The sequence below is a fragment of the Corynebacterium sp. HMSC073B01 genome (assembly GCF_001838255.1).
Lineage (GTDB): Bacteria > Actinomycetota > Actinomycetes > Mycobacteriales > Mycobacteriaceae > Corynebacterium > Corynebacterium jeikeium_D.
The window spans coordinates 50902-76433 of record NZ_KV836137.1; the positions used below are offsets into that span (position 1 = coordinate 50902).

The window sequence follows — 25532 nt, forward strand, 5'->3', positions numbered from 1 at the left end:
TGCGCGAGTGTCGCGCGAAGAAAACCAAACCGAAGTTCCCCAGCAGGGGCCATTGCTACAGCGTGTGAACAAGTTTCTCACCCTGCCAGTGGCTCCCGTAATTCTGGTTCTCATCGGTTCTCTCGGCACCCAGGCCGCGGCCGTGCTGGTCACTGGCATGCTTTCCACGGTCGGCGCGCCGGGCATATCGGGCTTACGCATGACTGCCGCGGCCATCATCATGGTGGTCCTGTTCCGGCCAAAGCTGTCCGGGATGACCCGCGCTCGCGCCATCAACATCGTGGTCTACGGCATCGCTATGGGCATGATGAGCATGATGATTTACGCCGCTATCGCCCGCCTCCCGCAGGGCGTTGCCGTCACCATCGACTTCCTCGGCCCCTGCGTCGTCTCCTTCCTGGGACTGAAAATGTGGCGATCCCGCCTGTGGGCCATCGTCGCTTTCATCGGCGTTGCCCTAATCGCCCAGCCCTCCAATGACCTGGACCTTATCGGCATTGGTTACGCCGCGATCGGCGCGATCTTCTTCGGCGCCTACACGCTCTTCTCCGCCCGAATGGGCAGTTCCGAGGGCGGCGGCATGCCGGATCTGGCGCTGTCAGTGGTCGTCGCAGCAATCGTGCTCGCGCCGTTTTCCGTTTCCGCCGCACCGCTTGTCGACGGTTCGATGTGGGCCACCATCGTTATTTCTGGGTTCATTGGTGCTGTGATTCCCTACGTGATGGACACCATCGCTGCGGGAATTGTCTCAGCGGCGGTCGTCGGCACGCTCTTTGCACTAGATCCGGTTATCGGTGCAATCCTGGGCTGGGCGTTTTCCGGTGACCGAGTGACTTGGTCCATGGCGCTGGGCATTGTGCTGATCGCGGTAGCCGGCGCGATTATTACCTGGCGTGGGGCGCGGGAGTCGCGCGAGCTTGCGCAGTAGAAACGCGAATACCGGAACCCGCCGAAAGGTGGGGTTTCGACGTGTTCTGCTGGAAAACAACAGTGAATGCGGGTAAGTTTGTCGAAGATTTATTGTTTCTTAAGGTAATTCCCTGAAGAGGAAACACGCCTGATAGCTCCCACCGGTCGTGGGGAGTCGCACATTGTGAGGAGAATGCACACGTGAAAATCACCTCTACTTTCCGTGGTTGGCGCCGAAAGGTTGCAGCCGTTGCGTCCGCAGCAGCTGTGGCTGCGTCTGCATTGACCATGGCGCCGGCCGCGAGCGCGGCGGGCGACCGAGGTTCGCTGCGCCCGGGTTGTGAATGGGATTCGTACCAGTACTTCACCCAGAAGTGCCAGGTTTATTCGCCGGCCATGGATCGTGATATTCCGGTCCAGATTGTGGCCTCTGCCAATGGTGGTAACAAGGCTCTCTACCTGCTAGATGGCCTGCGTAGCCCGGCTGATGCCTCAGACTGGGTGGAGCACGGTAACGCTCCACGTACTTTTGAGGGGTCCAACGTCAACCTGGTTATTCCAGGTGGTGGCGGCGGTAGTTTCTACACCGACTGGAAGCGTCCGTCGGTTAGTGTGCACGGTCCGTTTGTAAACATGTGGGAGACTTTCCTGACTCAGGAACTGCCGGTTTACCTTGAGCGTGAGTTCGGCATTTCTCGCACTGGTAACTCCATTGCAGGTCTGTCCATGGGCGCATCTGCTGCACTGTCGCTGGCATACAACCACCGAGACCAGTTCGGTCAGGCTCTTGCCTTCTCCGGTTACCTGCACACCACCGCGCCGGGTATGACCACTGCAATTGAGGCTGCTCAGTTGTCGGCGGGCTACAGCTCCTTCGACATGTGGGGTGCGCCTATGTCAGCGGAGCGTGTCCGCAATGATCCGTACCTGAACGTCGAGAAGATGAAGGGGCTGGATCTGGTTATTACCTCGGCAAATGGTGTTCCGGATGAGGTTCGCGACCCGAAGAACCTCTACCGTGTTGTTCCGAAGGCCGGTGGTGTTGCGCTGGAGTCGCTGTCCCGCTTGTCCACCCGCGAGTTTGAGTTGCGTGCTCGTACCTCCGGTCTGGATGCCACGTTTGAATACGAGCAGACCGGTATCCACGATTGGCCGACCTGGGATCGTAACCTCCAGAACTCCAAGGCCCGCATCGAAGGTTTCCTCGGAGCTTAAAACTAGAACCTGAACGAAAAAGCCCCTATGCGCAGCAGATAGTCCGCAGCGCGTAGGGGCTTTCACATTCTGGGCTGTCGCTAGCGTGGCAACAAGAGGCAATCCGCCACGGGCACTAGGATGCTATGAGATAGAAACGTCGGTAACTTATCGGCGGCAACATCCCCGGTAGACCTTTCGGAAAGTGGTTGATACGTCTCATGGCATCACAGCCTGAACAAAAGCGGACACATACCCCGACAACGTCGTCAAGCCTTGCCGTTGAACGCCTGCAGCGGATTTTGCTGCCAAAGTTGGGTGAGCCCCGTGATGTCCGCTCGCTCTACTTGGTTGAGCCGGAGACGAATGCCGGTCGCGTGCAAGCGCATTCGCGCACGTCAGCCACCATTCCGGCGGGTGATGAAGTTAGTTTTGAAACCTACTTCAATGCGTTTCCGGCCAGCTACTGGCGCCGGTGGACGAATCTGGACAATGTTGTCCTGCGCCTGGAGCTGTCCGGTACCGCGCGCGTGGACATCTACCGTTCGAAGATTGACGGTGCGCGTATCGCCGTGACCGGCGAAGTTGTCGGTGACCTGGGTGCAGCGGCTGAAGGCGCAGAAGCCAAGGTGGACGGCAAGGATGTGCATGTTTGCGAAATCCCAGTACCGCTGACGCAATTTGAAGACGGCGGCTGGATTTGGTTCGACCTCACCTGTGAGACGGACGTGGTAATCCACTCCGCAGGTTGGTACTCCGATATCGAGGCGCCGAGCCAGACGTACCCGGACGGCACGGAGCACCCGGCGCCGGAGGGACGCGTCACTATCGGTATCCCGACGTTCAATCGCCCGACCGATGCAGTTGCTGCTCTTGAGGCGCTGTCCTCGGATCCTGAAGTCGATGCCATTATCGACGCTGTTTTGATGCCTGACCAGGGCACCAAGCATCCGGCAGACGAGCCGGGCTTCGATGCTGTCGCCGAGCACTTCGGTGACCGCCTGCGTATCTTCCCGCAGGGAAATCTCGGTGGTTCTGGCGGGTACTCCCGCATTATGTACGAGGCCCTGGGGGGTCCGGATTCGGATTCGAAGCGTGCGACCGATAGCCCGTTCATCCTCTACATGGATGACGACATCGCCATCGAGCCGGATTCCATTCCGCGCGCGGTCGCTGTTGGCCGGTTCGCGAAGTCCCCGATGCTGGTTGGCGGTCAGATGCTGAACCTGCAGGAGCGCAGCCACTTGCACTCGATGGGTGAAGTCATCGGCCGCCATGACTTCATGTGGACCTCCGCGCCACACGTCCACTATGACCACGACTTTTATGCGCACCCGCTGCGCGATCGCGGGGAGCACGGCACTAACGCAACCGGTGAGGTTGTTGATTCGAAGGACCTTCACCGTCGCATTGATGTGGAGTTCAACGGCTGGTGGATGTGCCTGATTCCGCGCGTCGCTGCTGAGACAATCGGTCAGCCACTGCCACTGTTTATTAAGTGGGACGATGCCGAATACGGTTTGCGCGCAGGCAAGGCAGGCTTTCCGACGGCCACGTGGCCGGGCGTCGCAATTTGGCATATGGCCTGGTCGGACAAGGACGATGCGATTGATTGGCAGGCGTACTTCCACCTGCGCAACCGCTTGATCGTCGCGGCTCTTCAGCACGAGGGCGATGCTGCCGGCATCGTGCGTTCCATGCGCAAGGCCACGTTCAAGCACCTCCTGTGCCTGGAGTACTCCACTGTTGCCATCCAAAACGAAGCCATGAAGGACTTCTTGGCAGGCCCGGAGCATCTGTTCGACATTCTCGAATCGTCGCTGCCGCGCATCAATGCCCTGCGCAAGAGCTTCCCCGACGCGGTTGTGTTGCCGAGCGCAGGCGATCTGCCAAAGCCCTCCGGTATTCCGGGGGTTCCGACAAAGGATGTCGGTGGTCGTCTGGGCAAGCTGAAGAAGGTCGGTTGGCTGGCCAAGGGTTTGCTTCACAGCGTGCGCCCGGAAAACTCCGAGCACCATGCGGTGCCGCAGGCAAACCTGGCGCCGCTGGAGGCGCGTTGGTTTTCCCTGTCGCGTCTGGATGGCGCAACGGTCACCACCGCTGACGGCCGTGGCGTGGTGTATCGCCAGCGTGACCGCGACAAGGCCAAGGCTCTGCTGGAAGAATCCTGGGAGCTGCAAAAGCAGGTTGGGGAACGGTTTGAGCAAATGCAGGCACGCTACCGCGCAGCCTATGACGATCTGACCAGTAGGAAGGCCTGGGCGAATGTCTTCGAAAATTAAAGGCGATCCGTTCGGCGAGTCCGACGTTCTCGTTAATATTCAGCACACGCTTAACGACGTTCCGGGGGTGCTGCCCACCGCGCGTGCCATGAGCTATTTCGGTGAGCACGCCCTCGGATGGATGGGGCTCGCTGCTCTCGGGGCGGCGGTGGATAAGGAGCGACGCATTGGCTGGGCAAAGGTCGGTGTGGCCGCTTTTACCTCGCATGCGGCATCAGTGGTGCTTAAGCGCATTGTCCGTCGCCCGCGTCCCCATGATCGTCGTATAGCAATCGGCGTTGGTACGCCGAGCAAGCTGAGTTTCCCGTCCTCGCACGCGACGTCGACGACGGCGGCGCTGGTGGGGATTGCAAAGTTGGGTTACCCGGCAGCCCCGGCTGTGGGTGTGCCTGCGATTATGCTCTCCCGCCTGGTGCTGGGAGTTCATTACCCAACCGATGTTGCTCTCGGAGCAGCGCTGGGTACAGCCACTGCTCTTGCGGTGGACAAGATAGGTGATAAGGTCATCGAGCCGAAAAAGGCGCAGCATAACCAGGGTGGACAGCCCTCCATTGCGGAAAGGAATGCACAGTGACACAGGCGGAGAACGACAACTTGGCCAATGTGTCGGCCAACCAGCGGCAAGCTTCTCAATCAAGGATTGGGTCCGAGCCGCACACTTCCGGTATCGATGAGCCTGCGCACCCGCAGGGGCATCCGCCGAAGAATCTGCTGGACGGCATGATCAAGGCGCTTCGCCCGAAGCAGTGGGTGAAGAATGTCCTAGTCATTGCGGCTCCACTGGCAGCCGGCAACGAGATCATGGACTCGGGACGTTCGATCGGCACGCTGACCGTCGACATCCTGGTGGCGTTTGTGGCCTTTTGCTTGGCAGCATCGTCGATTTACCTGATTAATGATGCCCGCGATGTCGAAGCTGACAGGGCGCACCCAACCAAGCGCTTCCGCCCAATTGCCGCTGGCGTACTGCCGGTTAGCATGGCGTACATTATGGCGGCCGCACTGATTATTGGTTCGATTGCGGTGTCCTGGTTTGCCTCTGAGGGGCCGGGGCTAGCAATTGTTGTGGCTGTATACATTGCACTGCAGCTTGGTTACTGCTTTGGCCTGAAGCACCAGCCGGTGATTGATATTGCGCTGGTGTCCTCTGGTTTCATGCTGCGTGCAATGGCCGGTGGTGTTGCGGCCAACATCAACCTGTCCCAGTGGTTCTTGCTGGTTGCCGCCTTTGGTTCGCTGTTCATGGCAGCCGGTAAGCGTTACGCTGAGCTGCTGTTGGCGGAGCGCACAGGTAAGAAGATTCGTAAGTCGTTGCAGGGTTACACCGCGACTTACCTGCGCTTTGTGTGGACCCTCGCTGCGACCGCCGTGGTGCTGAGCTACGCGCTGTGGGGCTTTGAGATGGGCCGCGCGCCGGGCACTTCGTCGACTTCGGCTATTTGGTACGAGATCTCGATGGTTCCATTCACTGTGGCCATCCTGCGCTTCGCAGCCGACGTTGACCGTGGTGATGCGGGAAGCCCGGATGAGATTGCGCTCAAGGACCGTCCGCTGCAGGCACTGGCCGTACTGTGGCTGCTGTCCATTGCTATCGCTGTCTACGCTGTCCCGACTCTGGGGTAGTTCCCAGTTCTTTTCCCTTTAAGCGAACTGCGATTTCCGTCGGTTTTCTCGTCGGGTTCTCGTCGGGTTCGGGTGGTAGCTGAAAGCCCATGCACCGAGGGGTGCATGGGCTTTTCTGTACCTCGTTAGTACTTAGGTTGTGTTTGGGGTTCTTGTAGGCGTGTTTTAGGTTTCTCAGTTAGTCCTACGGATCAGCCGGGGGCAGAATTACAATTTTGTAATTCCATGCTGGTAAACATTGTTTCTCCTTGTGGTGGATAGTTTTGGGGAGAAATGTGAGAAATATTACGGAATGATTACGATTTAAACTTGGATGTAGGGAAACGATTGAGTATCGTTACATACTCGAGATTCTTTTGTGGGGTCTCCAGTTGTCGCGTCACAACTGGAAGCAGAAAAGCGAAAGCTCGCGTAAGCGACTGCCTCCGAAAAGTCTGGCGCGGAGGTAAGTCCGAAAGTAAAGAGGAGAACGATGAGCTTTACTGCAGTGAGTCGTAACTTCACGGTGAAGGTCGTAGCTGCCCTTGTGGCTGTTGCAATGGTGTTTGGTGGCATCATGCTCGCATCCGCGAAGGATGCGAGTGCTGATCCAAACCGTGATCGACTGCGTCCAGGCTGTGAGTGGGATCCATACAACTGGTGGGTTCAGTACTGCCAGGTCTTCTCGCCGGCTATGAACCGCAATATTCCGGTTCAGATTAAGGCGGCTACTGGTGGCGGCGATGCGTCCCTGTACATGCTCGACGGTCTGTGGGGCTTTAATAAGGGCGCGTCCGGTTGGATTTGGTCGGGTCACATTGCTCAGACCTTCGCCAATGACAACATCACTCTGGTTGCGCCGGCTGCTGGCGACGGCTCCTTCTATGCCGACTGGAGCGATCCGGCCGTGACTTCCGAAGGGGTCAAGACTCAGAAGTGGGAAACCTTCCTGACTCAGGAGCTGCCGGTCTATCTGCAGCGTGAGTTTGGTGTCAACCCGAACCGCAACGCAATCGCTGGTCTGTCCATGGGTGCGGCTGCGGCGGTTTCTCTGGCGGCCCGCCACCGTGATCAGTTCAAGCAGGTTACTTCGCTGTCCGGTTACTACCAGATGTCCAACCCAGTTGTTGCTACGGGTACCACTGCAATGGTGGCTAGCACTGGTGTAGTGAATCCGACTGGCATGTGGGGTCTTCCGGTTCCGGCCTCGGCGGAACGCCAGGCCCATGACCCTTCGATGCTGCTCGACCAGCTCAAGGGGCTGCCGATGTATGTTTCCTCCGCCCAGGGTGTTCAGAGCCTGTGGAGTGATCCGGAGGTTTTGAACCGTCCGGTGCCACAGCTCCCTGACACCGTCTGGCGTGCCGTGATGGAGTCCGTCTCCCGCGCTTCGACGCAGCGCTTTGAGCAGGATGCTCGCGCTGCCGGCCTCAATGCGCAGTTTGTCTACAGCCCCAACGGTATCCACTCGTGGGAGCTGTGGGGCCGTGATGCCGCGCTTGCTCGCCCGCACATTCTTGGGGCGCTGGGGCTTTAAGTCGGTATTTGTTTCAGAGCGCTCTGGTGCCCTCGTGTGCTGACCTAGCTCTGGTGCTGGATAACTGCGTAAAGGGGCTAGCTTCTTAAGAAGTCTCAATTTTGAAAAAAGACCAATCCTTTTGTTGGGATTGGTCTTTTTTCTGTGTCGAGTCCGGGTTTGGATGCTGAGCGGAAGGTGTGGGTAACGGCTTAGAGGGGCGCAAAGAGTTGCGCTGTCAAAGCTTGAATTCAGTTCCTTTTGCGTGTGTCTCCACGGTTTTTACCCGTAAGAGGGTAAACATGAGAGTCGAACCTTAAAGTAAAGGGTGAAGCTATTCAGGTAGCTATACCGTTTGTTTCGCAGAACGTGTGTGAGATTCTTCTTGCAGCGGCACGCCGGAGGAGGGGAACCTTCGGATACGTTGCTGGTCACTACGTAATTCTGCGAAGCCGAACGGTAAACGCATAGCTCTAGCACCGCGTGATGCTATCTGCAGGTGCCTAATCGGCGCCGGTGCAACACTCAACGTCTCAAATAATTTCAACCAGCGACTTTGTAAAGGGAAGCCCTCTTATGCGCGTAACCGCTAGATTCCTCCGTGGTGGCCTCGGCAACAGCCGGAAGTCATCGCGGGCGTTGACCGCACTTTTGGCACTACCGTTGACTCTCGCTCTCGGTGCCCCTGCTGCAGTGGCGGCTCCCGAGCCAGCTCAGCCAGGTCTGCCCAGCTACGAGGAACTTCAGGCCGTTCAGGGGCAGTTAGCTCAATCTGGAGACCTGGGAGACCTTGCTAAGGCCGCTGAAGCAGCGCAAGCTGCTGGTGCGCAGCTACCTGGCCTGGGCATGCCGAAGCCGATGCCAGGGCCGGAGCGTACGCCATTTAAAGTCGATACTCCCGCAGTGGCGAACCTGCCCAGCGGAGTCAGCGTAGACAAAGTCGAGTGGTACACAGATCACCACGTCATTGCGCACATTCGCTCGGCTGCCATGCCGGAGAAGCCAATTCAGGTTGAGATTTTGCTGCCGCGCGATTGGTACCGCGACAAGGAGCGCACATTCCCGAGCGTCTACCACCTTGACGGTATGGCATCGTTTGATGACTACTCCGGTTGGATTCGCGCTACCAATATCGAACGCTTCTACGAGGACAAGAATGTCCTGGTGGTTATGCCCGCCGGCGGTACATCGTCCTTCTACTCTGACTGGGATCAGCCGGATAACGGTCAGAACTACAAGTGGGAGAGCTTCATTACCAAGGAGCTCGTGCCGGTTATCACCAACGGCTTCCGCGGCAACGATGAACGCGGCATCATCGGTATCTCCATGGGCGCTACCGGTGCTTACAACGTCGCAGCACACTCGCCGGAGCTGTGGAAGTTTGCCGGTAGCCTCTCAGGTTACCTAGACATGACTTCGCCCGGCATGCCGCAGGCAATCGCTCTGGCGATGAAGAACACCGGTGGCTATGACGCGACGAAGATGTGGGGCCCGCTCGGTTCGCAGCGTTGGAAGGACAATGATCCGAAGCTGAACATCGACAAGCTCAAGGGCATGTCGCTGTACATCTCGGCGGGTAACGGCAACACCGGTGAGTGGGACGTGCCGTCGCAGATCGATCCGACGAAGCCGGACAATCCGACCGGTTACGCATTGGAAGTGCTTTCCCGCATGACCAGTGAGACCTTCATCCGGAATGCTCGTGAAAAGGGCGTCGAGCCGGTTGTGAACTTCCGGAGCTCGGGTACTCACACCTGGCCGTACTGGCAATTCGAGGTCAGTCAGGCCTGGCCAACGCTGGCCGATGCACTCCAGTTGCCGGAGTCCGATCGTGGCGCGGTCTGCCGTGTAGGCGGCGAGATTGAAAAGGCCGTCGCATCGCTGCCGGGAATCGGCACCTGCCTGTCGGATGAGTATGGTGTCGCCAAGAATGGCGTGGCTCAGGACTTCACCGGCGGTACCGCCTACTGGCACCCGGATTCCGGGGCACATGTGGTCTGGGGGCGCATCGGTTCGCGTTACAACGAGCTCGGCGGTCCGTCCTCGCCGCTCGGCTACCCAGTGACCAACGAATTGGCTACGCCGGATGGCTCGGGACGATTCGTCCACTTTGAAAAGGGCTCGATTTACTGGACTCCGGAAGGCGGAGCCCACGAAGTCACCGGTGACATTATGAACGTCTGGGGCAAGGCCGGCTTCGAGACCGGTCCGCTGGGCTACCCAGTCGCCAACCACCGCGATATTCCGGGCGGTGTCGCCCAGGACTTCCAGGGTGGCACCATCGTCAAGATCGGCGGCGAAGAACCTCGCATCGTGCGTGGTGAAATCGGCCGTGTCTACAAGGAGCTCGGTGGCGCCGAGTCCGATTTGGGTCTGCCTGTCGACGGCGACGAGGTCAAGCTCGCTCGCGGCGCTTTCCAGCGCTTTGAGCACGGTGCCATTTACTGGACTCCGGAAACTGGCGCACAACCGGTGCGCTCCAACGACATCACTGACCACTGGGGCAGCACTGGCTACGAAAATGGCCCGTTCGGTTACCCGGTCGGCCCACTGCAGCCAGTCAAGGCCGGCGGTCTTGAACAGCAGTTCGAGGGTGGCTGGATTCGCCAGCTCAACGGCAAGATTGTTGAAGAGCGCAATAAGCCAGAAGCACCAGCCCCAACCGCCGACAACGGTGATGACAAGTAAGCCAACCAAAGCAGGGCACTGAATAAGGGATAGACAAATGTCCATGAACAAGTCCTTCCGGACACTGGCTACAACCACAGCTGTTGCGCTGCTGACCTTCGGAGTGGCCGCCTGTGGCAGTTCCACAGTGGAGTCTTCGGAGGTCACCTCGTCGACGACTACGAAGACCTCCACGACGTCGTCAAGCACGAAAACTTCTGCGCCGAAGTCGAGCGAAAAGTCTGCGCCGGAGATCACAGATCCCCAAGCTAAGCGCGTGGACGAAGCGCCCGATGGACAGATGAAGCTCAGTGAGGCGGACGATTCATACCTCGAAGCGCTGGAAAAAGCGGGAATTGATGTTGCTGGGGTGGAGGATCAGCTCATCGGCACAGGTCGCGCGGCATGCGCAGACGCACCGGAGGAGGAGCGTCAGGTCATCGCGCTGGCGATTGCCGGACAGCTGGTCGCACAGGGGCGCTCACAGGAAAGTGCCGAAGAAGTGGCGAAGACTATTGCAAGCTCCGCTAAAAAGGCGTATTGCTAGCACTCATGCGTAAAGTGCTGACAATTCTGGCGGTCATTGTGCTGGTGGCCGCTATTGGCTTCGGCGTAGTGCAATGGCTTAACGACGACCAAGGCGGTCAAACCCCACCGCCCCCCGGCGACGATGGTGGGATTCTGGCCGAACAGCCCGAGTGGTGCCCGGCGGTAGAAGTTATCGCGGTGCCCGGAACTGCGGAATCGCGTGCTGACGATGACCCAATGGCCCCGACCGCGAACCCACATTCGCTGCTGCTTGGCCTGACAAACTCGATTTCGCAGTCCTACTCGGAGGGTGATGTCAAGGTCTGGACTACGCCGTACCCGGCACAGATTAAAACGCATCAGATGCCTGACCAGCTCACCTACGATGATTCGCAGGCAGTCGGGCGCGATGTCACCGCTAAGGAAATGGCTGACGTACACGGACAGTGCCCGCTGACGGACTTCGTCCTGATGGGCTTCTCCCAGGGTGCGGCTATTGCAGGTGACTTGGCCTCTGACATCGGCAATGGTCGCGGTGTCGTTCCGGCCGAGCGCATCGCGGGCGTGGCTCTGTTGGGCGACCCGCGGCGTGACCCCAATCAGGGCGTGAACCAGGGCGTTCCGCTGGCTGGTGTGGGTGTCGAGCTGTCGTTGCAGCCGCTTGGCGGCATTGTGCAGGCTGTGGTTCCGGGCGCAACGATGCGCGGTCCACGAGACGGCTTTGGGCCTCTTAATGACAAGGTCCAGAATGTCTGCGTGCCATCGGATTCCTTCTGTGATGTTCCTCCGGCAGTAGCCGATGCGATCGCACGCGCGCAGGAGATGATTGCCGGCGCGGGTGCGCATGCGACCTACGCCACGAATGACGTAGCAATCCCGGGGACGACTCCGCTGGCCTGGACTGAGGGCTGGACTCGCGAACTGATTGAACAATCGCTGGCGCGACGGTAGAGGCAGCTCAAAAATGTGCGAGACGCGCCCGACCTCGACGGGTACTTGCTGTTAGAATCTTGCTCAAGAACTGGTGTTTAACGTTTCAAAACAACAGGTTCGCTAAAGTTTCGAAAGAAATTGACAAAAATTGCAGGAAGCAGTCTGACAGGACCGGCTATTATCGCCCAAGGAACTGCTGTTCATGACCGGATAATCTAGTCGAAAAGGTAGGGTGCAATGACGAATCCGACAAACCCATATGGAGATTTCGACGAAGACGGTATGCCGAGGTCCCGGGGAAAGTTCGCTGACAGCTCGGGTGCTTACAGCTCCGGTATGCCGTACTCGGATCCGTACCCACCGCAGCAGCCGAACATGGGGCAGGGCTATGAGGACCCGAGCCAGCACAATTTCCACAACGGGTACTCGAACCCGTATCAGAGTGGTTACCCAAACCAGCAGGCGCCGGCGTATTCCGCTGGCTTCGGTGGCCCAAACCCGCACCAGGGCTACGGAGGCGCAGGTGCTCCTGTCTCGGATAAGTCCAAGATTGCAGCGGCTCTGCTTGCCTTCTTCCTGGGTACCCTCGGTGTTCACAACTTCTACCTGGGGCACAACTCGCGTGGTGCTATTCAACTAGCACTGACGGTATTCGGCTGGATTACGGCTATCCTTCTGGTCGGATTCTTCCTAATCATCGGCGTCAGCATTTGGGCATTTATCGAGTTCATTTTGATTCTCGTCGGTAGTGGCTCCTACGCCTATGACGCTAATGGGCGCCGCCTGCAATCGTAGGAGCCTCGTCCGAAGCCGCTAGTTCCTGAACCCGTGCACCGGGGCGGGGATGTAGCCGCCACGGGCAATGAACTCGGCATTGCCCTTGGCATTGACATCAATGACCGGCGCATATCCGAGCAGACCACCGAAGTTCACCTCATCGCCCGGCTTGGTACCCGGCACCGGAATGAGGCGGGCTGCGGTGGTTTTGTGGTTCATCACACCGATGGCGGCTTCGTCGGCAATCATGCCGGAAATCGTGGTCGCAGGCGTGTCACCAGGAATTGCAATCATGTCGAAGCCCACCGAACAAATAGAGGTCATCGCCTCCAGCTTGTCCATGCTGATCGACCCCGCACGGACAGCATCAATCATGCCCTTGTCCTCAGAGACCGGGATGAACGACCCGGACAGTCCACCGACGCGTGAACAAGCCATCAGGCCGCCTTTCTTGACGGCGTCGTTAAGCAGTGCGAGCGCGGCAGTGGTGCCGTGCGTACCGACCTGCTCCAACCCCATGTGCTCGAGGATGTGAGCGACGGAGTCACCCATCTCAGCGGTCGGCGCGAGCGAGAGATCCACGATGCCAAAAGGCACGCCCAGGCGCTCCGACGCCATCGTGCCGACCAGCTGACCCGTACGGGTAATCTTGAACGCCGCCTTCTTAATCTCCTCGGCGACTTCGTTGAAGCTGGCGCCCTGCAGATCGCCGAGCGCGCGATCGACCACCCCCGGACCCGAAACGCCGACGGACACGACACAATCGGGTTCCCCGACGCCGTGGAACGCGCCGGCCATGAACGGATTGTCGCCCACCGCATTGGCGAAAACCACCAGCTTGGCGCAGGCAATCGAGCTGCGGTCAGCGGTTTGCGCCGCGGCTTCCTTTACTACCTCGCCCATGCGACGCACTGCATCCATGTTGATGCCCGCGCGTGACGACGCTACGTTGACCGAGCTGCACACCAATTCGGTCTCGCTCAGAGCGTGGGGAATGGAGTCGATGAGCCGCTTCTCGCTGGTCGTCGCACCCTTTTCGACGAGCGCCGAGTAGCCGCCGAGGAAGTTCACGCCAGAATCGCGGGCGGCGCGGTCGAGGGCCTTGGCCACCACGGTGGGATCGCCTTCGCAACCGGCCGTGATGAGGGAAACTGGTGTGACGGAGATACGCTTATTGACAATCGGAATGCCCAGCTCCGCCTCGATACCCTCGCAGACCTCCACGAGGCGAGCGGCCTGCCTGGTTACGCGGTCATACACCGCCTGTGCGGTGGCTTCCATTTCAGAGCGAGAGCACTCGAGCAGGGAAATTCCCATAGTGACCGTCCGGATATCCAGACGGTACTTCTCGATCATGTCAATGGTGTCGAGGAACTTAGATTGCGCGAAGTTGAAATCCATCCTGGTCGCGCCCTTTAAATCTCGTTGACGGCGTTGAACAGCGCCTCAGACTGGATTCGAATGACAAGCCCCTCCCGCTTGCCGACGGAATCCATGTAACCCTGCAGCGTGCTGATGGGGGTGGCCTTCTCGTTGAACTCCACCCGCAGGATCATGGTGAACCATTTATCCATGAGGGTCTGGGAAACATCGACGATGTTGACGTCCTGCTCCGCCAGAGCAGTGGTGACGGCGGCGATGATGCCGGTGTGATCCTCGCCGGTGACGGTAATGATGGCAAACATGGCCTCAATTTTAGCTGGTGGGGAGGTGGGGAAAATCTGTGGATGGCGGTTGTGCTGGTGGCAAGTTTGTGGCGAAGCATGTTCAGGGCCACCCAAAAACACTTCACGACACCTATGTCACCTCGTGCCATCTGTGGAGGCGGCATGAGGTGACATAGGTGTCGTGAAGTGGGGAGGAGGGGAGGGGGCGTGGGCGTGGGCTGTGCCAGAGCGGGGGCCAGCCTTACGGAGCCAGCCCTATCGGACGTCGACGAACTCCTTGACAATCCACTTGCGCAGGGCGAGCAGAATCAAGCCCAGGACAACCGAGGCGATACCCAGGGTGATGAAGAAGGTGTTCTCAGCAGCGGCATCCTCGTAGTTGTAGAAGCCGGCCAGGGTGCCTGCCAGTGAAGTACCCATAGCGACTGCCATCAGCCAGACGGCCATCATGCGCGACGGGAATGCCGCCGGAGCGACCTTGGTAGCAAGGGCGTTGCCGACCGGGCTCAGCATGAGCTCACCCATGGTGAACAGGAAGAGAATCCAGATAATCGCATACAGCGGAGTGGAGTTCTCACCGCCACCGGAGAATGGGATGAAGAAGAACAGCGAGATACCGATGATGATGTTGGCGACACCGAACTTCACTGGGGTGGACCACTGGCGGTCACCAAGCTTGGACCAGGCGGCTGCAAAGACCATCGAGAAGGCGATGATGAAGATCGGGTTGATCGAGTTAATCCAGGCCGGGGACATTTCCCAACCGAAGATCTCGCGGTCGAGGCGGATGTCCGAGTAGATGGCCAGCACCGTGAACTGCTGCTGGAAGATACCGAAGAACAGCACGCCTGAGACGAACATCGGGATGAAGCCGACCAGGCGAGTCTTCTCCGATTTCGTCGTAAGTGGCGAGGAGTACATCTGCCACCACAGCACCACAGCGGCGATCAGTGCAATCACTGTGACCACAGTGGAAAGAGTCGTGACCGGAACAATTCCGGTGGAAACCAGCGTAACCGAGACAACAGTGATGACCACTGCGATGCCAATCCATACCGGGTACTGCTTCTTCGGCAGCGGGTTCGGAATCTCATGGCCAGCCTCGGCGATGGTGGACTTGCGCATCAGGATGTACTGAATCAGACCGGCAGCCATACCGATAGCGGCCAGGCCGAAGCCCCAGTGGAAGCCCTTCATTCCCCAGATCCAGCCGGTGAGCAGTGGGCCGAACAGGGCACCGATATTGACGCCCATGTAGAAGATGGAGAAGCCGGCGTCACGACGCGGGTCGTCCTTTGCGTAGAGCTGACCCAGCACGACCTGTGCGTTGGTCTTCACGCCGCCGGAGCCGATTGCGATGGAGACAAGGCCAATAGCCAGGCCAATCACGCCGGGGATGAATGCCAAGGAGATGTGGCCAAACATGACCAGGATGGCGGAGTAGAACAGTGTCCGCTCCGAGCCAAGGATACGGTCAGCAACCAGAGAGGCAACGAGTGCGGCCATGTAGACAAGACCGCCGTAAGCACCGACGATAGAGGTAGCAGCACCCTTGTCCAGGCCGAGACCGCCCTGAGTGGTCTCGTAGTACATGTAGAAAGCCAGGATGGCCTGCATGCCGTAGAAGCTGAAGCGCTCCCACATTTCGATGCCGAAGAGGTTGGCGAGACCCCACGGTTGGCCCATGAAGGTGCGGTCTTCGCTGGACCCTGCGGGGTTATGAGTTCGTTGGGTCTCAGCAGTTGGTTGATTGCCGAGAGCCTCGTCTGAAGATTTGTCCATTCTTCAATTATCGAGGCGGAGTGCAAAAATTAAAAACCAGATTTAGTCAGTGAACTAAATCGAAGGGTTAGGAACGGGGCCAAAGGCTTAGTCCAGAGACTTACGAGCAACCGCATTCGACGCTGCTCGCCAACCCAGCAGCAGCAAGGCGCTCATGACTGAGGCAACCAGAATGAAGGACCAGTGCGGGACTGCCGAATTGCGGGTGGCCCACACAGCTAGGCCGACGACGACAGTGCCGAGCCACACAATTGCGCCTGAACTCACTGCACGCGGGTTCGGCTCGTTCTTAATCAGCGCGGTGCCCAGGAGGACACCGAATGCGAACGGCCACCAGGTATCGAGGATATTGATGAAGGTAAAAGGATCCTCGGGAGTGTTGTGAGCCAGACGTGCCAACACGGCGAAAATAAAGATGGCGAGGATGTCAATCAAGAACGTCGATACGCGTGTGTTCATGCTTCTTAGTCTAGCGACCCCTCAGATTGGTGGGTGACCAGCGACCAGCGGCGAGGAAGCCATTAGCGGTCAGCGACTGGCTGATGCTCGGGCTGATCCTTGTGGTCGAAGCCGAGGGCGTAGATAATCCAGCCCACAATTGCCACCAGGACGAAGGAAACGATGCGGTAGACCAGCACCGCTGCAAAGGCCTCGGCGCCGGTGGTGCCGCCTGCGATGAGAGCCGCGGTCAAAGCGGCCTCGACAGTGCCGATGCCGCCCGGTGTGGCCTGGATGAAACCTGCGAGCTTGCCGGTTACGAAGGCCAGCAGCACCTTCGTAGCGGAGATGTCATCGACACCAACGGCACGGATGGCGGCGTAGAGACAGACAATTTCCGCGACCCAGTTGATAAAGGACCAGGTGAAGGAAAGAGCCAAAGTTTGCACGGGCAACTTCACGCTGGTCAGCTGTTTGACGGACTCTTCAAGTCGGTCGACATCGGTGTCCGCGGGCTTCTTTCGAATCTTGTTAAAGACACGCAGACACCACGCGCCTGTCTTGTTGAGAAAAGCCGGGTTCTGCGAAATCCGCCACAGCAAAATGGTGGCTAGTAAAACCGCAATTGCCATAGCGATGAGCACTGCGGTCGTGCCACCCTGTCCGACGAAGAAGAGGCTGCCAAGCCCCAGAAATGCCAGACCTAAAAACGACAACGCGCCCGAAAAAAGCACGAACCAGCTGACAAGGACCGCGGATGCGCCCCACTGCATCATGCGCTTAATCTGCAGCGCCGTGGAGAATGCGGCACCACCGGGAACGGTGACCGCCCACGCGTTGGATGCGAGGGTTAGCGCATTGGTGCTACGGCGAGTGGCTGCTTTTACGCCTCCAGCTCGCAACAGCAGACGCATCACTTCCGCCATCGCGTAGAGCGAAAAAGCCACGGAAAAAATGGCGATGAACAGCCACTTAGCATCGACATCCGCAAGGATTTGGAGCCCCTGGACGACGCTGTCCCAGTTTCTTACCGTCAGGACGATACCGGCAATCACGAGGGCCACGAGGATTATCGATCGTAGCCAGCTCGAATTGCCGGTTTTGAGGACTTTTTTAAGTCGTGACATAAATAAGAAGCCTGTTCGTCTTCCTGTTCGTCTCCCTAGACGTCGCCGCGGTGGTCTCCCTAGTCGTCGTTCTTGCCGTCGCGCTCCTTGAGCAACGACGTGAGCGGACGGAACGGCTGCAGCCACGCACCGTCATCAGGCAGGCGGTCGAGATCGATACGCGGTAGCGGCTCGCGGAAGACGCCCTTGATTTCCTCCAGGTCAACGAAGCGAATCGCATCGGAGGCCAGCGCCCAGGAAGCGTGCTCGTGAAAACCGATGACGGTTACCCGAATCCCCTCGGATGCGAGCTTTTCCAACAGCTCCTGGAAATTCTGGCCATCGGCGGACGCAACGACGACACTGCGCAACACGCCTTCGTCGTAACGCCGTTGGATGTGCGCAATCATGTCGGGGTCAACGTCGGTGTCCTCTTCGATCTTCGGCTTTGCGAAGACCGCGAAACCGACATTGCGCAGAGCCTCGACCCAGGGGCGGACAATCTCCGCTGAGCCCGGGTTGACGTTGGTGAATACCGTGGCCTCGGGGAGGACATCGGAACCGATGTTGTGGGATACGCGCTCGGCTTCGTCGATAAGCCATTTGCCCACGGCGTCGAAGCGCGGGCGGTGTGCGGAGGTCGGGCGGGATCCCAAAATGGCGCCGAGCCCCATGTCCAAGTTCGGGGCGTCCCACACGAGTAGTGCGGTCGGGTGCGTCTCAGTGGTGTTGTAGCTGGCAGAGGTGTTTTGGGTAGTGCTCATGTTCCTATGCCTCTTTCTTGCGCCAGATGAACTCGTGGATGTCGTGGTCGAGGTTCAGGCCGCGGGCTTCGAACTTGGTCGTCGGTCGGTCGAGAAGCATGGGGGATTCCGGCCAGGGCCAGGCGATAGGCTCGAGCGTCGGCTCGACCTCGCGGAGCTCCTCGATCCACTCTGCGTAGTCCGCATGGTCGGTGGCGGCGTGGAAAATGCCGCCGGGCTTCAGACGCGAAGAAATCAGGCGCAACGTGCCAGACTGCACAATGCGGCGCTTGTGGTGGCGTGCCTTCGGCCACGGGTCCGGGAAGAACAGGCGCACGCCGGCCAGCGACTCCGGCTCGATCATGCGCTGCAAAACCTCGACGCCGTCGCCGCGGACCATGCGGATGTTCGACACCTCATTGCGCACGGTGGCGGAGAGTAGTTTCGCCAGGCCAGGGCGGTAAAGCTCAACGGCGATGATGTTGTGGTCCGGTTCCTGCGGAGCCATTGCCACGGTGGACGTGCCGGTGCCGCAGCCAATCTCGACGATGGTCGGTCCCTTGCGACCGAACCATTCCTCCACGTCAATGACTTCGTCGGAGAGGACCTTGCCGTACGTGTCCCAGTTGTCTTCCCAGATCTTTTCCTGGTTGGGAGTCAAAGTGCCACGGCGGAAGGACAGATTGCCGATGCGCGGGTAGTCAAGACCATCGTCGAATTGGGTCTTTTCCGGACGACCTGCAGGCAATTCGCCCTTTTTCGGCTGGCGCTCATGCGGTTGTTCCGCCTGCTCGTCTGCGCGAGTTGGCAATGGTTCGGATTCCTGCGAAACCGCAGGCTGTTCGATATTTTCAGAAAAATCAGAAGTAGTCACGTTCCCTATTGTCCACGACATCGGCCAACTATCCAATCATTGCCCCTAGGATTTTTGTTGTTGTCCTGGCGGTTTCACGCCGGTTGACGATGCCGCGTCGTCCTGAATAGGCGGCACGGCGGGGAAAGTTGTTTTGTCGACTTGCCGAATCCGCGGTCCGCTGTAGGCTGAACGCGAAGCCGCGCTTATTCGTTGGTTGAAGCGGTGCTTGGGGTCTGCCTAGCGCAGCGTTTCAGGGCGCGGAATCTGGCCTACGGGTCGTATGGGGGTTACGCAGGTTTTAACTAAACCACGCAGGGGATTTATGGGAGGGGACTAGGCCGGATGGACCTTATTTCCGCAACTGATGTCACGGAAACAACACAGCCGACAACGGGATCTACATCGTCGTCGTTGCGCGGTGCTGTGGTGGACTGGCTGTCATCACGGCAGGCCGCGCACTCGGACACCGCTAACACGAGCGGCGCGGAGGTGTGCGTCGCCAAGGCGCTTGAGCGTGAGAAACGGCCATCGATAATCTGCGCGCGATTGCGCAGGGGCGTGCGCGAAACCGCTGTGCGCGAGGCGTTTTCGCAATGTCACGCGGAGCTGACCGACAAGCTGTCCGTCCCTGTCGCGCTGGTCATCGAGCAACAACCGATTCGCCATTCGCTTGCCGACGAGTATTGCGACATCGCCACAAACGAGACAGCTGAACACGCCTTTTTGTTCAGCTCCGCGTTGCGGAAGATTGCTGAACGCCACGGTGCGAAAGGCGGATCACGCAATGATGACGGGCTACTCGCAGTGCAGTTGACTGAGATTGCGGCGGCCTTTCCCGCTGCTAGAGACAGCCTGGAGGAGCTGTTATGGCAGCACCGGAGGTAGTTGAGCCACGCCCGGTCTCGGCCGAGGGGCCGGAGCAGCCACCGCTTCTTGTCACCAAAGCCGGGGACGCAGCGGACCGCGCGGACTTCTCGCAGATTGTCGATACTGCGACTCCGCCACGACGCCTGGAGTTTGTGGATAAACGCAGCGCCGTCGTGCTCTATGTTGCAGACAGCGAGGTGCAGCCCACGCGGGAGTGCGTCAGCACGGTTGCAGCCATTAGCCAAGCCACCGGCCGTGTTGCAGTTGGCCTGATTGGCAATGGTGAGTATGCCGAGGCCTGGCGTCAGGAAATCGACAGCACAATCCCAATGGGAGCGCTGGACGCGAGGATGGCCAGAACCCTGGTTCTGCTGGCAGAAGGTCCGCCCAGAAACCCGGGGGAAACACTGAGTGCGCGCCGGGCTCGAAATGTGCGAGCTCAGCTGACACAGGAGCGATCGCGCGGAGCCGGGGCGGCGGCGCGATTGCAGCGGAAGATGCAGTTGGCAGCTGAGAGCGCGGTGCGGGATGCACTCCAGGAAGTGGCTGACGGCCCCGCAGGTGATCAAGCGGAACTTCAGGGTCGTGCCGAGGTCGCAGCGACGCGGCTGCAACAGCGGTGTGGCGACGAATTGGGTCTTCGTGTGGAAATCTCAGTGCCCGCTCCAGCAAGCCCAGCTCGCCCCAGTTATGCCATGGACGCTCTGGTGGCGGTGGCATCGCTTGGCGTGGCGGTCGGCGCAGTGCGGATCGTCCACGGATTGCTGATGTGGATTGGGGTGCCGACGCCTGCGGCGCAGCTGGTCGCACTTGCAATAGGCCTCGGTGTTGCGGTGGCGGCGGTGGGCGCAACGATTCGTCGTAACGCACGCCAACGCACCGCGCAGTGGCGGGCAAATTATCTTGCCCATCTGCGGCAAAAATGGACACAGTCCGTGGAGATGACGGTGCGTGAAGCCATTGGTGCGCGGGGTCCGGGATGGCGAATAGAGCAGCTGGCGGAGTACACCGGAACGCCTGCACGATAGCTGTGACAGCGAAAAGAAATAGGGGGATATCACGATGGATGAGTTTTCTTTACTGCAGTACTTTTCCGATCAACCCGCGTCCGATGGCGGGGTGGAGGCGCGTTCGCCCGCTACGCCGTGTGGTTTGGAGGCGGCGACACCGATTGATGGGCAGTCGGTGGACGTTGGTGGCGCCGGGCTGGTTGTGGAGGTCGATGGGCAGCTCTACGACCTCGGCGACGACGAGGGGTCAATTACGCTTGCCGACGATTCCGGGTTGTCAATCTATTCAGATCTGGACGGTGACGGCACGGTGGATCACGTTACGACGGTCCGTTTTGACGGCACTTGGGAGTCTTGGAGCAGTGATGATGTGAGGGCTGCTGACGCGATGGGCGAAGCAGCAGTGGAACCGGCATCAGCCGCGGGGAAGTGGGATGCGTACTCATGGGAGCAATCCGCTCGGGGCAGCTGGGACTAACGACTTTGGAACCACGGTGCGCGGGGGTACCCGTGTCTCGGTTGCTTACAAATGGGGGTAACTGCACCCAAAGGGCTAATGGTTGTAAATTTATGTGGTGAGGCTGGCCTTATTCACTGGTTATGGCCGTAAATGAACAGGTCGCAAGAATGGGGCGAGGAAAATTATTTGTTGTAAAGCTGTGATGTCACGGCTTGCAAATGCGGGAACGAGCAGATTGTCGATGTGGGGCCCGGCAACTTTCGGTATCCCCAGGTAGCCTTAAATTAAGACGCGAATCAATGAGTCAGGAGAACTGATGTCCGCACCTTCTATTCCTGGTCTCGAGGGCCAGGCCCCGACCGAGAACGCCGAACTGCTGCGCTGGATTGCTGAGGTCGTAGAACTGACCCAGCCAGACAAGGTTGTCTTTGCTGATGGCTCGGAAGAAGAGTGGAACCGCCTTACCCAGGACCTGGTTGATAAGGGAACTCTTATCAAGCTGAATGAGGAAAAGCGCCCGAACTCTTTCCTTGCCCGCTCTAACCCGAAGGACGTTGCTCGTGTGGAGTCCCGCACGTTCATCGCTTCTGAAAAGGAAGAGGACGCTGGCCCGACCAACAACTGGGCGGATCCGGTCGAGCTGAAGAAGGAAATGACCGAGCACTACCGCGGTTCCATGAAGGGCCGCACCATGTTCGCCGTTCCGTTCTGCATGGGTCCGATCACCGACCCGGAGCCAAAGCTGGGTGTTCAGCTGACCGACTCGGAGTACGTGGTTCTCTCCATGCGAATCATGACCCGCATGGGTCAGGATGCCCTGGACAAGATTGGCCCGGACGGAGACTTCGTCCACGCTCTGCACTCCGTTGGCGCTCCGCTGGAGGAGGGCCAGGAGGACGTTGCATGGCCGTGCAACGATGAGAAGTACATCACCCAGTTCCCGGAGACCAAGGAGATTTGGTCCTACGGTTCCGGCTACGGCGGAAACGCCATCCTGGCCAAGAAGTGCTACGCACTGCGTATCGCTTCGGTCATGGCTAAGGAAGAGGGCTGGATGGCTGAGCACATGCTCATCCTGAAGCTCACTAATCCGGAGGGCAAGGCCTACCACATCGCCGCTGCATTCCCGTCTGCATGTGGTAAGACCAACCTGGCTATGCTGACTCCGACCATCGAGGGCTGGAAGGCCGAGGTCGTCGGCGACGACATTGCATGGCTGAAGTTCGGTGAGGACGGTCGCCTGTACGCTGTTAACCCGGAGAACGGCTTCTTCGGTGTTGCGCCGGGCACCAACTACTCCTCCAACCCGAACGCCATGAAGACCATGGAGGCCGGTAACACCCTGTTCACCAACGTCGCACTGACCGACGATGGTGACGTCTGGTGGGAAGGCATGGAAGGCAAGCCGGATCACCTCATTGACTGGAAGGGCAATGACTGGACTCCGGATTCCGACGAGCTGTCCTCGCACCCGAACTCCCGTTACTGCACCCCGATTTCGCAGTGCCCGGTCGCCGCACCGGAGTACGACGACCCGCAGGGTGTTCCGATTGACGCCATCCTGTTCGGTGGCCGCCGCCCGGACACTGTGCCGCTGGTGACCCAGGCACTGTCCTGGAACCACGCAACCTTCATCGGTGCAACCCTGGCTTCCGGCCAGACCGCTGCTTCCGCTGAGGCCAAGGTCGGTTCCCTGCGTCACGACCCGATGGCAATGCTGCCGTTCATTGGCTACAACGTCGGTGACTACCTGCAGCACTGGATCGACATGGGCGCCAAGGGCGGCGACAAGATGCCAGAGGTCTTCCTGGTCAACTGGTTCCGCCGTGGCGAAGACGGCCGCTTCCTGTGGCCGGGCTTCGGTGACAACTCTCGCGTTCTCAAGTGGATCATCGACCGCATTGAGGGCCGTGTTGGCGCCAAGGAGACCGTTGTTGGTCACACCGCTAAGGCAGAGGACCTGGACCTGACTGGCCTGGACATCGACTTTGAAGATGTCAAGGAAGCCCTGAAGGCACCGGCTGCTAAGTGGCAGGGTGACCTGCCGGACAACGAGGAGTGGCTGAAGTTCCTCGGCGACCGCGTTCCGCAGGAAGTCTGGGACGAGTTCGAGGCTCTGAAGGCTCGTATCGAGAAGAGCCTGCAGGACTAAGATCTTGCTAGCTAGCCTTGCTAAAAGCTAGAACATAGAACCACCCCCTTGTTGCCCGAAGTGGCTGGCAAGGGGGTGGTTTGTGCAGTACAACGATGAAGGGTGACACGCAATGCAATTAACGCTTTTCTCTGATTTGAGCCTGCGTGTCATCACTTTGATGGCGATGGGGGAGCCGGGGCGCAAGTACACCGCTGCCGAGGTGGCGGAGTCTCTCAATGCGTCTCGCGCGCATGTTTCCAAGGTTGTCTCACGACTTGTGGAGCTCGGCTTCTTGGAGGCGGTCAAGGGGCGCAATGGTGGCATCTATCTGCGCGAGTCGGCTACGGAAAAATCCGTCGGCAAGCTGCTGCGCACTTTGGAAAACAACGAGGTCGTCGATTGTGTCGGCACTGACTGCCCATTACTGCCGACGTGCCTGTTGCGTGGCAAGTTAGCGGCTGCGCAGGAGGCGTTCTTTGCCGCACTGGATCCAGTGTTGATTGCTGATCTCATTCCGCCCAAATCGGCTAATGGTGTGGATGCCAATCGCCCCGAGGGAGGCGGTCCGCAGGGGAGTACCCAGCTCAATATTCGTCCGGTTTAGGTGCAGAGCTGAAGGCCTGACCGCGGGTTGAAAAAGCTAAAAATGGTGCTGTCGAAGTTTTCTGGTGAAGTTTTCGACATTGCCATTTGTGCAGTTCAAGACGGGTAAAACTCAACCGCATAGAGTAGTTAGGGACACCATTGGGTGATAATACGCAAACGGAATGCGCAATATGGTGTTATTGTGAAGTCATGCCAAACCTGAATGTCAACAAGAACGGCCTGACCCCAGAGCAGGCTGAAGTCATCACCCAAACCCTGCCCGTTGTCGGTGCCAACATCGAGAAAATCACGCCGAACTTCTATAACCGGATGTTCGCTGCTCACCCGGAGCTCATTGCCGATACCTTCAACCGCGGCAACCAGAAGCAGGGTGCTCAGCAGAAGGCGCTGGCGGCATCCGTCGCTACCTTCGCAGCTACCCTGGTCGACCCAGATGCTCCCGCCCCGGAAGAACTGCTTTCCCGCATCGGCCACAAGCACATCTCCGTTGGTATCAAGCCGGAGCAGTACCCAATCGTACACAAGCACCTCTTCGATGCCATCGAGGAAATCCTCACCCCAGAGGTCTTTCAGGGAGCTGTCCGCGATGCGTGGGATGCCGTCTACCTGGAGATGGAGCGTGTTCTCATCAACTTCGAGAAGGGGCTCTATGACGACCTCGGTGTCGAAGCAGGCGATGTCTTCCGCGCCGCTCACGTCGTCTCCCGTGAAGAGCGCGGTGATGACGTCGCAGTGTTCTCCGTCAAGCTTGACGACGAAACCCCCGTTTCCTACCTCCCAGGACAGTACATCTCTGTGCGCCAGACCATGCCGGACGGCGCCGGCCAGCTACGGCAATACTCTCTGGTCGGCGGCGAGGAAGGTGTTCTGACCTTCGCGGTTCGTCGTGTCGATGCCTCCGAGGACCTGCCGGCTGGCGAAGTTTCCACACAGCTGTGGGAAAAGGTGCAGCCGGGCGATGCCATCGAGATCTCTCTGCCTGCAGGCGACCTGGTGTTGGACACCAAGTCCGATGACCCGGTGGTGCTCATTTCCGCAGGTATTGGTGCCACTCCCATGATCGGCATGTTGGATGCCCTGGTGGCTGGCGACTCTAAGCGAGATGTTGTCGTCCTCCACGCGGACCGTGCAGAAACCGCAGATGCCCTGCGCGCAGAGCGTGACAATGCTGTCGCCGCTCTGACCAATGCTCGCCAGCAGGTGTGGTACGAGCCGGATTTGATGAATCTGGCGGATGCGGAGCTGCCGGAGGGCGCTCAGTTCTACCTCTGTGGTGGCAACGGCTTCCTGCAGGCCATTCGCCAGCAGCTCGCCGATCGCGGTGTTGCTCGCGATAACGTTCACTTCGAGCTGTTCAGCCCGAACGATTGGCTGCTAGACGCTTAACGCCACAACCGCGCCGTCGCCATAAAAGTCGTCGTCACAAATAAAGCCAAATGACCAGCCGCGATATAT

The 25532-nt window shown here is 59.1% G+C and carries 23 protein-coding genes; 16 read left to right on the forward strand and 7 right to left on the reverse strand.

Going from position 1 to position 25532, the window contains the following annotated elements:
• The first annotated feature begins 7 nt into the window (after positions 1-7).
• The 10 genes from HMPREF2849_RS00755 (at position 8) to HMPREF2849_RS00800 (ending at position 12426) form a co-directional block, all read left to right on the forward strand.
• Positions 8-928 (forward strand): EamA family transporter, encoded by a 921-nt coding sequence (locus tag HMPREF2849_RS00755; protein WP_231367158.1) that lies wholly within the window; start codon positions 8-10, stop codon positions 926-928.
• A gap of 182 nt (positions 929-1110) precedes the next feature.
• Positions 1111-2124: an alpha/beta hydrolase gene (locus HMPREF2849_RS00760; protein ID WP_016421648.1), complete on the forward strand. Its 1014-nt coding sequence runs from the start codon at positions 1111-1113 to the stop codon at positions 2122-2124.
• Between the two features lie 200 nt (positions 2125-2324).
• Complete coding sequence (locus tag HMPREF2849_RS00765) at positions 2325-4385, forward strand: glycosyltransferase (protein WP_070862451.1); 2061 nt, start codon at positions 2325-2327, stop codon at positions 4383-4385.
• Positions 4369-4959, forward strand: a complete 591-nt coding sequence (locus tag HMPREF2849_RS00770) for a phosphatase PAP2 family protein (RefSeq protein WP_049171825.1) — start codon at positions 4369-4371, stop codon at positions 4957-4959. Before HMPREF2849_RS00765 ends, HMPREF2849_RS00770 begins: the two co-directional genes overlap by 17 nt.
• A 29-nt stretch (positions 4960-4988) precedes the next feature.
• On the forward strand, positions 4989-6008 hold the full coding sequence (locus HMPREF2849_RS00775; RefSeq protein ID WP_070862482.1) for a decaprenyl-phosphate phosphoribosyltransferase: 1020 nt from the start codon (positions 4989-4991) through the stop codon (positions 6006-6008).
• A gap of 472 nt (positions 6009-6480) precedes the next feature.
• Positions 6481-7524 carry an alpha/beta hydrolase gene (locus tag HMPREF2849_RS00780; RefSeq protein ID WP_070862452.1) on the forward strand — a complete coding sequence of 348 codons (1044 nt, stop codon included), beginning with the start codon at positions 6481-6483 and terminating at the stop codon, positions 7522-7524.
• Positions 7525-8079: 555 nt separating this feature from the next.
• Positions 8080-10191 carry an alpha/beta hydrolase-fold protein gene (locus HMPREF2849_RS00785; protein ID WP_070851468.1) on the forward strand — a complete coding sequence of 704 codons (2112 nt, stop codon included), beginning with the start codon at positions 8080-8082 and terminating at the stop codon, positions 10189-10191.
• Between the two features lie 37 nt (positions 10192-10228).
• Positions 10229-10717 (forward strand): DUF732 domain-containing protein, encoded by a 489-nt coding sequence (locus tag HMPREF2849_RS00790; RefSeq protein ID WP_049190969.1) that lies wholly within the window; start codon positions 10229-10231, stop codon positions 10715-10717.
• Positions 10718-10722: 5 nt separating this feature from the next.
• The gene (locus HMPREF2849_RS00795) at positions 10723-11649 is read left to right on the forward strand and encodes a cutinase family protein (protein WP_070862453.1); all 927 of its coding nucleotides are present in this window, start codon (positions 10723-10725) and stop codon (positions 11647-11649) included.
• A gap of 219 nt (positions 11650-11868) precedes the next feature.
• Positions 11869-12426 (forward strand): TM2 domain-containing protein, encoded by a 558-nt coding sequence (locus tag HMPREF2849_RS00800; protein ID WP_070559861.1) that lies wholly within the window; start codon positions 11869-11871, stop codon positions 12424-12426.
• 18 nt (positions 12427-12444) lie between these two features.
• On the opposite strand, the gene HMPREF2849_RS00805 is transcribed toward HMPREF2849_RS00800, so the two are convergent.
• The 7 genes from HMPREF2849_RS00805 to trmB form a co-directional block, all read right to left on the reverse strand.
• Complete coding sequence (locus HMPREF2849_RS00805; RefSeq protein WP_069359737.1) at positions 12445-13809, reverse strand: PFL family protein; 1365 nt, start codon at positions 13807-13809, stop codon at positions 12445-12447.
• Positions 13810-13823: 14 nt separating this feature from the next.
• Positions 13824-14093: an ACT domain-containing protein gene (locus HMPREF2849_RS00810; protein ID WP_016421638.1), complete on the reverse strand. Its 270-nt coding sequence runs from the start codon at positions 14091-14093 to the stop codon at positions 13824-13826.
• Between the two features lie 237 nt (positions 14094-14330).
• Entirely contained in the window at positions 14331-15857 is a 1527-nt protein-coding gene (locus HMPREF2849_RS00815) for a peptide MFS transporter (RefSeq protein ID WP_016421637.1), read from the reverse strand.
• 87 nt (positions 15858-15944) lie between these two features.
• Entirely contained in the window at positions 15945-16316 is a 372-nt protein-coding gene (locus HMPREF2849_RS00820; protein ID WP_016421636.1) for a DUF3054 domain-containing protein, read from the reverse strand.
• A gap of 62 nt (positions 16317-16378) precedes the next feature.
• Positions 16379-17422: a lysylphosphatidylglycerol synthase transmembrane domain-containing protein gene (locus HMPREF2849_RS00825; RefSeq protein WP_016421635.1), complete on the reverse strand. Its 1044-nt coding sequence runs from the start codon at positions 17420-17422 to the stop codon at positions 16379-16381.
• Positions 17423-17481: 59 nt separating this feature from the next.
• On the reverse strand, positions 17482-18165 hold the full coding sequence (locus HMPREF2849_RS00830) for an NYN domain-containing protein (protein WP_070862454.1): 684 nt from the start codon (positions 18163-18165) through the stop codon (positions 17482-17484).
• A 4-nt stretch (positions 18166-18169) separates the two neighbouring features.
• Positions 18170-19018, reverse strand: a complete 849-nt coding sequence (gene trmB / locus HMPREF2849_RS00835) for a tRNA (guanosine(46)-N7)-methyltransferase TrmB (protein ID WP_224433347.1) — start codon at positions 19016-19018, stop codon at positions 18170-18172.
• Between the two features lie 324 nt (positions 19019-19342).
• Between trmB and HMPREF2849_RS00840 the strand changes: the two genes are divergently transcribed.
• From HMPREF2849_RS00840 to HMPREF2849_RS00865, 6 genes are all read left to right on the forward strand, one after another.
• The gene (locus HMPREF2849_RS00840; protein ID WP_070862455.1) at positions 19343-19885 is read left to right on the forward strand and encodes a hypothetical protein; all 543 of its coding nucleotides are present in this window, start codon (positions 19343-19345) and stop codon (positions 19883-19885) included.
• Positions 19867-20895: a hypothetical protein gene (locus tag HMPREF2849_RS00845; RefSeq protein WP_070851464.1), complete on the forward strand. Its 1029-nt coding sequence runs from the start codon at positions 19867-19869 to the stop codon at positions 20893-20895. Before HMPREF2849_RS00840 ends, HMPREF2849_RS00845 begins: the two co-directional genes overlap by 19 nt.
• 34 nt (positions 20896-20929) lie before the next feature.
• Positions 20930-21355, forward strand: coding sequence for a DUF6802 family protein (locus HMPREF2849_RS00850; protein WP_070549951.1), 426 nt, complete (start codon positions 20930-20932; stop codon positions 21353-21355).
• 298 nt (positions 21356-21653) lie between these two features.
• Entirely contained in the window at positions 21654-23489 is a 1836-nt protein-coding gene (locus HMPREF2849_RS00855; protein ID WP_048734283.1) for a phosphoenolpyruvate carboxykinase (GTP), read from the forward strand.
• Between the two features lie 112 nt (positions 23490-23601).
• Positions 23602-24075: an Rrf2 family transcriptional regulator gene (locus tag HMPREF2849_RS00860; protein WP_070549952.1), complete on the forward strand. Its 474-nt coding sequence runs from the start codon at positions 23602-23604 to the stop codon at positions 24073-24075.
• 191 nt (positions 24076-24266) lie between these two features.
• Entirely contained in the window at positions 24267-25463 is a 1197-nt protein-coding gene (locus tag HMPREF2849_RS00865) for a globin domain-containing protein (protein WP_070862456.1), read from the forward strand.
• Positions 25464-25532 lie beyond the last annotated feature (69 nt).